The sequence below is a fragment of the Nonomuraea sp. NPDC052129 genome, from assembly GCF_040680095.1.
Classification (GTDB): domain Bacteria; phylum Actinomycetota; class Actinomycetes; order Streptosporangiales; family Streptosporangiaceae; genus Nonomuraea.
In genome coordinates this window covers 136,837-148,361 of the sequence record NZ_JBFAVX010000031.1, presented here as the reverse complement: position 1 = coordinate 148,361, position 11,525 = coordinate 136,837, and the positions used below count along the sequence as shown (strand labels likewise).

Annotated in this window: 12 protein-coding genes; 1 reads left to right on the top strand and 11 read right to left on the bottom strand. The window is 67.0% G+C overall.

What is annotated here, in order from left to right; translation table 11 throughout:
• Positions 1 to 446 precede the first annotated feature (446 nt).
• The 4 genes from AB0L53_RS45030 to AB0L53_RS45015 form a co-directional block, all read right to left on the bottom strand.
• A complete protein-coding gene (locus tag AB0L53_RS45030; RefSeq protein ID WP_364008502.1) occupies positions 447 to 941 on the bottom strand; it encodes a hypothetical protein in 495 nt (164 codons plus the stop codon).
• A complete protein-coding gene (locus AB0L53_RS45025; RefSeq protein WP_364008499.1) occupies positions 938 to 1,435 on the bottom strand; it encodes a hypothetical protein in 498 nt (165 codons plus the stop codon). The genes AB0L53_RS45030 and AB0L53_RS45025 overlap by 4 nt, the downstream gene beginning before the upstream one ends.
• 422 nt (positions 1,436 to 1,857) lie before the next feature.
• The gene (locus tag AB0L53_RS45020) at positions 1,858 to 2,859 is read right to left on the bottom strand and encodes an ABC transporter ATP-binding protein (protein WP_225293987.1); all 1,002 of its coding nucleotides are present in this window, start codon (positions 2,857 to 2,859) and stop codon (positions 1,858 to 1,860) included.
• A gap of 148 nt (positions 2,860 to 3,007) precedes the next feature.
• Positions 3,008 to 3,577: a TetR family transcriptional regulator gene (locus AB0L53_RS45015; protein ID WP_364008494.1), complete on the bottom strand. Its 570-nt coding sequence runs from the start codon at positions 3,575 to 3,577 to the stop codon at positions 3,008 to 3,010.
• Positions 3,578 to 3,681: 104 nt separating this feature from the next.
• Between AB0L53_RS45015 and AB0L53_RS45010 the strand changes: the two genes are divergently transcribed.
• Positions 3,682 to 4,068, top strand: a complete 387-nt coding sequence (locus tag AB0L53_RS45010) for a nuclear transport factor 2 family protein (RefSeq protein WP_364008491.1) — start codon at positions 3,682 to 3,684, stop codon at positions 4,066 to 4,068.
• A 431-nt stretch (positions 4,069 to 4,499) separates the two neighbouring features.
• Here the strand turns inward: AB0L53_RS45010 and AB0L53_RS45005 are convergent, their stop codons facing one another.
• The 7 genes from AB0L53_RS45005 to nusG all read right to left on the bottom strand — a co-directional run bounded on the left by AB0L53_RS45005 (position 4,500) and on the right by nusG (position 11,488).
• Complete coding sequence (locus tag AB0L53_RS45005) at positions 4,500 to 6,674, bottom strand: glycosyltransferase family 39 protein (protein WP_364008488.1); 2,175 nt, start codon at positions 6,672 to 6,674, stop codon at positions 4,500 to 4,502.
• A 232-nt stretch (positions 6,675 to 6,906) separates the two neighbouring features.
• Positions 6,907 to 7,296 (bottom strand): 50S ribosomal protein L7/L12, encoded by a 390-nt coding sequence (gene rplL, locus AB0L53_RS45000; RefSeq protein ID WP_364008485.1) that lies wholly within the window; start codon positions 7,294 to 7,296, stop codon positions 6,907 to 6,909.
• Between the two features lie 69 nt (positions 7,297 to 7,365).
• Positions 7,366 to 7,890 carry a 50S ribosomal protein L10 gene (rplJ, locus tag AB0L53_RS44995; protein WP_225293991.1) on the bottom strand — a complete coding sequence of 175 codons (525 nt, stop codon included), beginning with the start codon at positions 7,888 to 7,890 and terminating at the stop codon, positions 7,366 to 7,368.
• 270 nt (positions 7,891 to 8,160) lie between these two features.
• Complete coding sequence (locus tag AB0L53_RS44990) at positions 8,161 to 8,988, bottom strand: DUF1396 domain-containing protein (RefSeq protein ID WP_364008482.1); 828 nt, start codon at positions 8,986 to 8,988, stop codon at positions 8,161 to 8,163.
• 316 nt (positions 8,989 to 9,304) lie between these two features.
• Positions 9,305 to 10,024, bottom strand: a complete 720-nt coding sequence (gene rplA, locus AB0L53_RS44985; RefSeq protein ID WP_364008479.1) for a 50S ribosomal protein L1 — start codon at positions 10,022 to 10,024, stop codon at positions 9,305 to 9,307.
• Between the two features lie 132 nt (positions 10,025 to 10,156).
• Entirely contained in the window at positions 10,157 to 10,588 is a 432-nt protein-coding gene (rplK, locus tag AB0L53_RS44980; protein WP_357962185.1) for a 50S ribosomal protein L11, read from the bottom strand.
• A gap of 117 nt (positions 10,589 to 10,705) precedes the next feature.
• Entirely contained in the window at positions 10,706 to 11,488 is a 783-nt protein-coding gene (gene nusG / locus AB0L53_RS44975) for a transcription termination/antitermination protein NusG (RefSeq protein ID WP_357962188.1), read from the bottom strand.
• Positions 11,489 to 11,525 lie beyond the last annotated feature (37 nt).

Sequence of the window (11,525 nt, the reverse complement as noted above, 5' to 3'; positions counted from 1 at the left end):
AGGCTGCCAACAGATGTCCTTCCGAGGGCTCGCGGCGGACTGACTACACGCACGCCAGACAACCTCGCAACGTGAGCAAGCGGAGCGGGTCGTCAAAGGGCAGCGCAAAGGGGCAGTGTAGCCGAACGGCACACGCCTGTCCACTTCACTCTCGCTGCATGCTCCACGTTGGTCGCAGCATCGCCCGTTCGAGCGGAAACGTCAAGCCCGCAAGCCCGACTTTCCGCCGACCTAGGGGCCGGACGCTGGGTTTTCTCCCCTGCGTGATCGGACGCCTACCGTCAGGCCCAAGACGATACCCGCGAACGGGGACGGTTAACGCTCCGTCACACCGAGGGTCGAACCAATGCCGACAACCGGTGTAGCTGTGACTGAGGTACCCAGTACTTGGGCTTCGCTAAACCTTATTTTTGGTAACAATTGACCTCGGGGACGCGCCCGATGACTCAGGCAGCGCCGATCAAGGTCGACAGCTCGGCCACCAACCAGCGGGAATCTTGCCGGATCATGACGAGCCTGGCCCGGTCCTGGCTGACCTGTTGCTGTGGTTCGGCCTTGCCGGGGATCTCCCTGACCGTACCCGTGTTCACGAACAACAGAACCTCTACTCGATCACCTTCCGCGCGCTCCACACCCGCGTCGGCGACAGTCGCCGTCCGCACCGTCTTCTCCGCCTTGGCCTTGGCGGCCAGGGTGGCCGACAGCTCCTTGTAGTGCTCGGTGAGCTCGCCCGTCGTGTGCTCGGCGGCCCGGGCCAGATCCTGCTCGACCGTCCGGTAGTCGTATGACAGCAGGTCCGGCGCCACCGTACGGGCCGCCGCCATGGCCTGGCGCCCCGCTTCTTCGTCCGCGCGGATGGCGTGGGCGTCGTACCAGAACACCCCTGAGGCGGCGCCGAGCCCGAGCACCAGAACCAGCAGCGCGATCGTGACCGCCCTCACACCACCTGCACCGCCCTCGACACCAGCCAGACTCCCTTCGCCTTGGTCACGTCCATCGACCAGCGGTAGAACCGTTCCTGCTTGGGAGTCTTGGAGCCCTCCCAGCGGATCTCCACGTCCGCCACGACCAGCACTCTCGCGGTCAGCTCCGTCATCGACACCAGCCCTGTGGCCCGGAGCACGCCGTGCTGGACGACCTTGTTCTCCGCTGTGGTGGACTTGAGCTTCGCCGCGCCCGCCTTGTACTCCTCCTGGGCCACTCCGGTGGAGGTGGCGAGGATGCGCCCCATGTCGGCGTCGACGGTCTTGTAGTCGAGCGAGACCAGGTTGATCGCGTGCGTGCCCGCCGCCTCCAGCGCGGCCCGCCGATCATCCGCCCTGGCCTGTTCGGCCAGGTCCTGCCCGCGAAGGAACACCACGGCGGCGCCGAGCAGCACCACCAGCAGCACGAGTACGCCGGTCAGGACGCGGGGTGGCCGGACCGGCTCGTCCACGTCTGCTCACCTCCCGGCTTGGTTGCTGGATGGTAACCCGTCGGCCGCTTCCGGAGCCCGGGAAACAACAGAGGCGACATAGGACCCACTCTTGCCGGGCGGGCACTGCCGTCATCTCTTGCTGGGCGGGCATCGTCGTCGCCTCTTGCCGGGTGAGCACCGTCGCCGTCGCCGTCTCCAGCCTCCCCGGCAGGCAAGCGCCTGACGAACGCCCTTCAGGCGGCCCTCTGAGGCCCACTGGGGGCTCGGCGCGGCATTGCGGCCATTTCTGGTCACCGAGGTCCGGGAAAGCGCCTTCTTGGCCCGCCTGGCGGCTCGCCCCGGTCTGGCGTGTTTGGCCGGTTGGCGGCTCTTGGGCCGTCTGACGGCTCTCGGCCGGTCTGACGGCGAACCGGTCCAGACCGCCTGCGGCCCACCGGGGTCTATCGGACGCCGTTGAGATGGGCGTTGATCAGGCGTGGGTACTCTTCCAGCCAGTTGCGCCCGCGATCGTCCACGAAGGAGCCCTGGGGCGGGATGACCCCGTTGGCCGCCAGCCAGGTGCCGGGCGGCCGCTGCGTACGGCGGAGCCCGTTGCCGCTCGGCATCAGCTGCGGCGGGATCGGCGGCAGCGAGCCGGGGTCGTGGCCCAGCTGCGCCTCGGCCTCCAGCTCGGAGACGTCCTTCTCCTCCGACATGCCGATCGGCCCGTGCTTTCTGGCGTTGAGGAACTGCCGGACCACCGGCTCGTCGCTCGACAGCAGCATCTCGCGCGGCCCGAACATGATCAACTCGCGCCGGAACAGCAGCCCGATGTCGTCGGGCACCGTACGGGCGGTGTTGATGTCGTGCGTGACGATCAGGAAGGTCGCCTCGATCTCGGCGTTCAGGTCGACGATGAGCTGGTTGAGATAGGCGGTCCGTACCGGGTCCAGACCCGAGTCGGGCTCGTCGAACAGGATGATCTCGGGATCGAGCACCAGCGCCCTGGCCAGCCCGGCTCGCTTGCGCATGCCGCCGGAGATCTCGCCCGGCAGCTTGGTCTCGGCGCCGAGCAGGCCGACCAGCTCCATTTTCTCCAGCACGATCTGGCGGATCTGCGACTCGCTCTTCTTGGTGTGCTCGCGCAGCGGGAAGGCGATGTTGTCGTACAGGCTGAGCGAGCCGAACAGGGCACCGTCCTGGAACAGCACACCGAACAGCCGGCGCAGTTCGTAGAGCTTGCTCTCGTTGCAGTTGGCCAGGTCGTAGCCGTCGATCCAGATGTGGCCGCGGTCCGGCCTGAGCAGCCCGACCAGGGTCTTGAGGAAGACCGACTTGCCGGTGCCGGAGGGCCCGAGCAGGACCGAGATCTCGCCCGCGGGCAGGGTGAGCGAGACGTCCTCCCAGATGACCTGCCGCCCGAACGACTTGGTCAGCCCGTCGACCACGACTTCGACGCCCACGGGTCACCCTCCATGCGCAAAGAGTAATGTGACTTCAACCACAAGACTGCCATCACCGTAGCGGCGCACGAGGGAATTGGAACCAGTTCCAATAACTTGTTACTGCCCGGTTATGAGACGCGGAGTCCAGCAACGGGCTCTGCGGCGTCTATTCGGCCTGGGGCTGGGCAATCGCTCTCAGAGCCGGTCGGAGGACCCGCGCGATGTCTGCTTGGGATGCTTCGCGCAGCTCGTCGAGTTCGAGCAGTTGGTGGCCGACGGTCACGCCCAGCATGATCGTCGTCATCAGCGCCGCCCGCAGTCGCGCATCGCCGCCGGGGATCGACTCGCCGACCTGATGGATCTGCTGACTCAGCACGGCCCGCGCCGACGCACCCGCCTCCGGGTGAGTGAGCATCGATCGCATCATGGCCAGGGAGCTCTGCGGCAACTCCCCCATCTTGAGGCCGAGGCTCCCGAGAAGCCGTTCGACCAAGTCGTCGGCGCCCAACTGCTCGCCGTCGCCCTTGGCCACCGGCGCCGGAGCCACGGTCACCGCCGCGCTGAACAGGTCCTGCTTGCTGCCGAAGTACTGCATGACGAGTGCGGGATCGACCTCGGCCGCCTTGGCCACCGCGCGGATCGTGGTGCGCTCGAATCCCAGGTCCGCGAAGAGCTTCCTGGCTGCTTCCAAGATCCGCCGCTCGGTCCTGCGACGCCGCTCCGCCCGTTCGGTCACGCCGCCCCCTTTGACAATCGTTACTCACTCTACAGACGTTGACCGTTCGTCACATTTCGCTCTACGCTCGTTGAGTCAACCTCCGTTGAGCGAAATGGGGCCCCATGTCCACCACCGATGTCGTCGCCGCCTACCACGCCGCGATGCTCCACAAGTCGGCCGACGAACTGGCCGACCTCTATGCCGAGGACGGCCTGCACGAGTTCCCGTTCGGCGGACTGCCGCCGTTCAAGGGCCGGGAGGAGATCCGGGCGGGGTACACGATGATGTGGGGCGCCATGAAGGCCCTGGTCAAGGAGATCCGCGACGTGACGATCCGCCAGACCACCGACCCGGAGGTGATCGTGGCGGAACAAGAGACGGTGGTCACGGTGGCCGACCAGGAGCTGACGGTGCCGGGCCTGCTGATCCTGCGGGTCAGGGACGGTCTGATCGTCCACGCGCGCGACTACATGGACACCAGCGCCGTCGCCCGCGTCCGCGCCGCTTAGCGCGGTCTCCACGAACCTTCACCAGGCATCCGTTCTTCCTCGCCCCCGGAGGGTGCGTCCCTTCACGGGGACCCCTGCCACAACGGGCGCCTTCTTCCGCTCCTCGCAGGGGATCTCTCCGCCAAATGGCCCCCAGCCATCGGACCGGCTTCTTCCGCTCTCCCGGAGGAGCCCCCACCACCACCGCGGACCGTCACCCTTCCGTTCGCCCGAAGGGGTCCCTCTCCCCAGGACCCCAGCCACAACGAACCGGCTTCCTACCCTCCCTCAGAGGGGGCAGCCTCATGGGCCCCGCCACCACGGACCGTCCTCTTCCCCTCCCCGGGAAGGGGTATCGCTCCTAGGGACCCCAGCCACAACGGGCCGTCACAGAGATCGAGACGGTCGTGTGACGAACCACCCAGGGACTTGCCGACACTGAGGCCGTACGGTCACTTGACGGCGGTGAGGTCATAAACCGTGGCGTTGCCGACGGTAACGGCGGTGTACGTCTCCTGTACCCACACGGCGATCTCGGCAGCATCACTGCTGCCACCGGTACTGGCCCCGCCACGCATTCCACCGCCCATCCCGCCACCGATGAAGTAGTGGATCTTCCCCTCGGCCACGTACTGCTTGAACTGGGTGAGTGTCGGCGCGGGGTCGGTCCCGTTGAAGCCGCCCACCGCCATCACCGGCTGGCCCGTGGCGAGCTGGTATCCGGCGGCGTTGTTCGAGCCGACGGTCGCGGCGACCCAGCTGTAGGCGGTGGCGTTGCTCTTCAGAAGAGCGGCCAGCTCGGCGCTGGGGGTGGCGGACTGCAGCAACCCGCCCATCCCACCGCCTCCCCGCCCACCACGAGCGAACCCATCGGCCCCCATGCCACCCGGCCTCCCAGCACCACCAGTGCCGCCCGGCTGCCCCCCGGTACCGCCAGGTCGCCCAGTGCCACCGGTACCGCCTGTCTGGCCGCCGGTACCGCCCGGCTGGCCGCCGCCGAAGCCACCAAACCCGCCCGGTCCCATCGCCGCAGGACCGCCGCCGCGCCGGAACCCTCCAGGTCCGCCGAACCCTCCCGTAGAGGGGCCCGCCGTAGGGATCGCACCGGTGTGCGCGGATGTGGCGGTGTCCAGTGCGTACGCGGCCGGCCCGGCCAGGCACACCACGACCGCCGCGACGGCGACAATCCCCGGCATCCGCCGCGACCACCAACCACGCGCCGCAAACGACACGCCCGCAGATTCCGTAGACGACCCACCCGCAAGTCCCGCGACCCACCCGCCCACAGATTCCGTAGACGACCCACCCGCGAGTCCCGCGACCAGCGCGCTTCCAGGCCCATCGGACGGCACAACCGCCCGCCCTTCCTCCTGACGGCCGACGACCAGGAGACCCACGGCCGCCGCCAGCCCAGCAACGAGCACAATCGGCCCCAACCAGGAATTCCACTCCGAACTACGCGACAGCAGGACGTACCCCCACCCAGCCGTCACAGCCGCAGCCAGCGCGAGCGCCCGGTGAGCCCGGCGCTCCCAGAGCAGTGCCACCCCCGAACCCACCAGCACCGCGATCGCCGGAGCCAGCGCCACCGTGTAGTACGCGTGGAAGATCCCCTGCATCAGGCTGAAGATCAGCCCGGTGACCACCAGCCAGCTCCCCCACACAGCCACCTGGGCTCGCACGGGATCGGTCCGTGGCGCTGCCCGTGTCAGCCAGGCCACAGCCGCCAAGAGCACCAGCGCCGCCGGAAGCAGCCACGAGATCTGCCCGCCCGCCTCGGTGTCGAACATCCGCCACCAGCCGGCCTGCTGGTTGAGGTTGCCAAGCCCGCCGTAGTCGCCGCCGTTCAGCCGCCCGATGCCGTTGTAGCCGAGCGCGAGCTCCAGGACGCTGTTCGTCTGGGAGCCGCCGATGTACGGCCGGTCGGCGGCGGGCACCAGCGCCACGGCCACCAGCCACCATCCGGCCGACACCACCATGGCCACCCCCGCCAGCACGAGCTGCCAGAACCGCCGCCCCACCGTTGTCGGAGCCGTGATCAGGTAGACGAGCGCGAACCCCGGCAGTACCACGAACGCCTGCAGCATCTTGGCCAGGAACGCGAACCCGATGCACGCCCCCGCCAGCACCAGCCACCGCGTCCCCGCTTTCTCCTGGGCCCGCACCACGCAGTAACCCGCGACGGTCAGCAGCAGCACCAGCAGCGCGTCCGGATTGTTGAAGCGGAACATCAGCACCGCCACCGGCGTAACCGCCATCACCGCCCCGCCGATCAACGCGGCCCACGCGGGGAACCGGCGGCGTACGGCGGCATAGACCACGCCCACGGTCGCCACGCCCATGAGCGCCTGGGGCACGAGAATGCTCCATGAGTTCAGCCCGAAGATCCTGGCGCTGAGCTCCATCGGCCACAACGAGGCCGGCGTCTTGTCCACGGTGATGGCATTGGCCGCGTCGGACGACCCGAAGAAGAACGCTTTCCAGCTCTGGGTGCCCGCTTGTACGGCAGCCGAGTAGAACGCGTTCGCCCATCCGGAGGCGTTCAGCCCCCATATGTAGAGCACCGCGGTGGCGGTGAGCAGCCCGGCCAACGCCCATCGATCTCTGACACGCGCATCCTTGAACACACTCGAACGCTAAACACGGCCTCTCGCCACGCGATGAGACGACCATGAGAATCTCGTGAGCTCTGTACGGCGGTAACAGCCCAAAGCGCAAAACAGCCGGGCACAAAGCAGCAACAGCCGGGCATGCAAAAGGGGCGGCACACCCGGCACCTGGGTGCAGCCGCCCCTTCTGGGGTGAAACGCCGGAACCGGCGATTCGGTAATGCTCTTCGAGCGATATGCCTCGAAAGTGTTACTTCACGGTGACGGAAGCGCCGGCGCCCTCGAGGGCAGCCTTGGCCTTCTCCGCCTGCTCCTTGTTGACCTTGCCGTCGAAGACGTTCTTGGGAGCGCCGTCGACCAGGTCCTTGGCCTCCTTGAGGCCCAGGGACGTCAGGGCGCGGATCTCCTTGATGACCTGGATCTTCTTGTCGCCGGCAGCCTCGAGGATGACGTCGAACTCGTCCTGCTCCTCAACGGTGGCGGCCTCGCCACCACCGGCGGCGGGGGCCGCGGCAACCGCGACGGGGGCGGCGGCCTTGACGTCGAACACTTCCTCGAACTGCTTCACGAACTCGGAAAGCTCGAGGAGGGTCATCTCCTTGAACGCGTCGAGCAGCTCGTCGGTGCTGAGCTTCGCCATGATGGTTTCCTCCGTATGAATCTTGCGATAACTAGGAACGGGACCGCGGGGTTTGCGGCAATCCCCGTATTACTCGCCCGCCTCTTCGCGCTTGGCGCGAAGGGCGTCGGCCAGCTGGGCCATGTTGGTGGGCAGCGCGGCGAACATGGCGGCAGCAGCACTCTGCTTCGCCTTCATCGCACCGGCCAGCTTCGCGAGGAGAACCTCGCGGGACTCGAGGTCAGCGAGCCTGGTGATCTCCGTAGCGTCCAGCATCTTGCCATCAAGGACGCCGCCCTTGATCACCAGAAGGGGATTGGCCTTGGCGAAGTCACGCAGACCCTTGGCCGCCTCGACAACGTCGCCGTTGACGAAGGCGATCGCGGTCGGACCGGCGAGCAGGTCGTCAAGACCCGCGAAACCGGCCTCATTGGCCGCAATCTTAGTCAGGGTGTTCTTCGCCACGGCGAACTTCGCATTCTCACCGAGAGAGACGCGCAGCTGCTTGAGCTGCGCGACGGTGAGACCGCGGTACTCGGTCAGAACGGCGGCAGCGCTGCCTTCGAACTCGCTCCTGAGCTCGGCAACTGCTGTCGCCTTATCCGCCCTCGCCATGGGCCTCCTTCCAGATGTGCCACCGGTGAAGGCCCAGAAATGAGAACGGCCCCGGGCGCAGGGCGCACACGGGGCTCACACACGGATCACTCCGTGTAGGAAACTCGTATCACACCTGCGCGGGCCGTCCACAGACTGTGGATCCTTCGGTCGTCAGGTCTTGAGGAACCTGACGACGACCGGCGGTCTTCGGCAACGACCAGAGTACGTCCTGGCCGCCGAGTTTCCAAATCGCTCTCAGTCGGCGACGCTGTTCAGCGCCGCATCCGGTTAGTTGGTCGCGCCCTTCGGCAGCTCACCGATCTGGTCGGCGGGCGGCGTCTGGATGTTGACGGCCTCGTTGAACCCCTTGAACAGCAGGGTCGCGTCCAGCGTGGCGCCTTCCTTCTCTCCGTTCAGGGCGAGCTTGCGAGGCAGGCCGTCACTGCCGACCCAGATGTCGAACTTGATGTCCTTGAGCTCGGCCAGACCCGAGCGGGCGGCTTCCTGCTTGTCGGCCGGCAGCTGCTGCACCGCCGCGTCGACCGGGAACGTCCCGCTGTAGTGGGTGGTGTCCACACCGCCGACAGTCTCGGTGCCGGCCGCCTTGATGTCCTGCGACGCGGTCACCATCTTGGTGACGGCCGCCAGGTCGAACTGCTGGATCTGGTCGAGGTACGTCTTGATCTGATCCTGACCGCCGACATCGGTCAGCGGCACCTTGATCCACGGCTTCGTCGCCCCGACGAGCTCCTTGAGCGCCTCGACCTTGACGTAGACGGCGTCGCCCTGGAGCACGGCGCGCGCCCCACCGGGCAGGCCCTTACCGCCCATGTCGAGGGTGTCGAGGGTGAGGTCGACGGCCAACTGCGGCTTGCTCTGGTAGAGCATCCGCCCCTGCACCTTGCCGTTCCCCTCCTGAGGGGTTTTGACGTTGACGACGGCGTCAACGGTGTAGCTGGTGACCTCCGCGGTCTTCTGCGCGGCCTGCGTCAGCACTTCGGACGCCGCCAGCTTGACCTGGATTGGCTGCGCGGTCGTTCCACAACCGGCAACCGCGACCGCGACCAGGGCGGCACCGGCCGCGGCGGTAGCGAGGGAAATTCTGCGCTTCAGCATGATTTAAACCCTACGTGTCGGTGTCCCGGTGATGGCGTATTCCCCTGACTTTTCAGGGAAAACCCAGGGTCTTCCCCGACCCGCGCCCCCTGATCGCGCGCCACGCTCTCTGCCTCGGCTTCTGCCGTGTGGACTGCTCTGATCTTTCTTTCCGCGTACGGCTGCGGATGGGTCGCGCGTCACCCGTGATCCCACGCTCGCCGTACGAGATCGAGCTCGCAGACGCGCCTCGCAAAGGACCGAACACACAACAGCCCCCGCCGAAGTCGGCGAGGGCTGTGTGGTGCGAAGAAGTGCCAGAAGTGTGGCTTTTTCGCTACGCGTCCAGCTCGGCGGTGAGGCCGCGGGTGGCGTTGGGGTCGACCGGGACGCCGGGGCCCATGGTCGTGGAGAAGGTGACCTTCTTCAGGTAACGACCCTTGGCGGCCGACGGCTTGAGACGGAGCACCTCGTCAAGGGCGGCGGCGTAGTTCTCGATGAGCTGGCGCTCGTCGAACGACGTCTTGCCGATGATGAAGTGCAGGTTGGCCTGCCGGTCCGTACGGAACTCGATCTTGCCGCCCTTGATCTCCGTCACGGCCTTGGCGACGTCGGGCGTCACGGTGCCGGTCTTGGGGTTGGGCATGAGGCCACGCGGGCCGAGGACGCGGCCCAGACGGCCGACCTTGCCCATGAGGTCAGGGGTGGCGACGACGGCGTCGAACTCGCTGAGCCGGTTGCCCTTGGCGATCTCGTCGATGAGCTCGTCGGCGCCGATGATGTCGGCGCCCGCCTCGCGGGCCGCCTCGGCACGGTCACCGGTCGCGAAGACCAGGACCCGGGCGGTCTTGCCGGTGCCGTGCGGGAGGTTGACCGTGCCGCGCACGATCTGGTCGGCCTTGCGAGGGTCGACGCCCAGTCGCAGCGCCACCTCGACAGTGGCGTCGAACTTGGTGGTGGACGTCTGCTTGGCCAGCTTCGCGGCCTCGACGGGCGCGTAGAGCTTGTCGTGGTCGACCTTGGCCGACGCGTCCTTGTGCGCCTTGCTGCGCTTCATGTCTGTCTCCTTGTGGTGTGCGGGCCGGGTGCCGGCCCTCCCACTGATCGGTGTGGGCACGAGCCGGGAAACCGGCTCTCCCACGGATCGCGGTTCGGGCCAGGGAACGGCCCTCCCGCGGATCGGGAAGTGTTAGTCGGCGACGGTGATGCCCATGGACCGGGCGGTGCCGGCGATGATCTTCTCGGCCGCCGCGATGTCGTTGGCGTTGAGGTCGGGCATCTTGGTCTCAGCGATGCTGCGGAGCTGCTCGCGGCTGAGCTTGCCGACCTTGTCCTTGTGCGGGACCGCGCTGCCCTTGTCGAGGCCCAGAGCCTTCTTGATCAGCTCGGGCGCCGGGGGCGTCTTCGTGATGAAGGTGAAGCTGCGGTCTTCGAAAATGGTGATCTCAACGGGGATGATGTTGCCCCGCTGGGCCTCCGTGGCAGCGTTGTACTGCTTGACGAAGTCCATGATGTTGACGCCGTGGGGACCGAGCGCGGTACCGACGGGCGGAGCGGGCGTGGCCTGGCCAGCGGGCAGCTGCACCTTCACCAAGGCCGCGATCTTCTTCTTTGGAGGCATGATCCTTCTCCGGGTCCTGAGAATGGTGTTGCAAACCCCCACGGGCATGGGGACCCCAGAACACAGGGGCCCCCGGTTCACGCGCGTGGGGACGACATATCAGCTTACGTGATCGTCTTAGATCTTCGAGACCTGGTTGAACGACAGCTCGACCGGGGTCTCGCGGCCGAAGATCGAGACGAGCACCTTGAGCTTCTGCGACTCGGGGCTGATCTCGCTGACCGAGGCGGGCAGGGTGGCGAACGGGCCGTCCATGACCGTGACGGACTCGCCGATCTCGAACTCGACGGTCGGGCCGGTGCTGGTCTTGGCCGAGGACTTCTTGGCTTCCTCGGTCGGCTCCGGCGCCAGCAGCTTGGCGACCTCGTCGAGGTTGAGCGGGCTCGGCTTGTTGGACAGGCCCACGAAGCCGGTCACACCGGGCGTGTTACGCACGGCGGCCCAGGACTCGTCGGTCAGCTCCATGCGCACCAGCACGTAGCCGGGCAGCACGCGCTCCTTGACCGGCACCTTCTTACCGCTCTTGAACTCCTGGACGGTGTGCGTCGGCACCTCGACCTGGTAGATGTAGTCCTCCATGTTGAGAGACACGTTGCGGCTCTCGATGTTGGACTTCACGCGGTTTTCGTAGCCGGCGTAGGAGTGGATCACATACCACTCGCCGAGCTGGCCCCGGAGCGAGCGCTTGAACTCCTCGACCGGGTCGACGTCAGGCAGGATGTCACCGTCTTCGTCGACTGCGGGAGCCTCGTCGGCGACCTCGTCCTCGTCGCCCTCGTCGCTGTCCGCGACGTCGGCGTCGAGCTCGTCGACGGTCTCCTCAGTGGCCTCAGCGGCCTCTTCCGGCTCGGTGTCCCACTCCTCGTGGGACTCGTTCGCCGGCACTGAAGATTCGGACACGGTGACTTTTCCTCTTTCGTCGAATCGAATGGCGACT

Excerpts from the sequence above, each read along its gene's own strand:
- rplL (WP_364008485.1), bottom strand. The coding sequence starts at position 7,296 with ATGGCGAAGCTCAGCACCGACGAGCTGCTCGACGCGTTCAAGGAGATG.
- rplA (WP_364008479.1), bottom strand. The coding sequence starts at position 10,024 with ATGAAGCGCAGCAAGGCGCACAAGGACGCGTCGGCCAAGGTCGACCAC.
- rplK (WP_357962185.1), bottom strand. The coding sequence starts at position 10,588 with ATGCCTCCAAAGAAGAAGATCGCGGCCTTGGTGAAGGTGCAGCTGCCC.
- AB0L53_RS44990 (WP_364008482.1), bottom strand. The coding sequence starts at position 8,988 with ATGCTGAAGCGCAGAATTTCCCTCGCTACCGCCGCGGCCGGTGCCGCC.
- AB0L53_RS45010 (WP_364008491.1), top strand. The coding sequence starts at position 3,682 with ATGTCCACCACCGATGTCGTCGCCGCCTACCACGCCGCGATGCTCCAC.
- rplJ (WP_225293991.1), bottom strand. The coding sequence starts at position 7,890 with ATGGCGAGGGCGGATAAGGCGACAGCAGTTGCCGAGCTCAGGAGCGAG.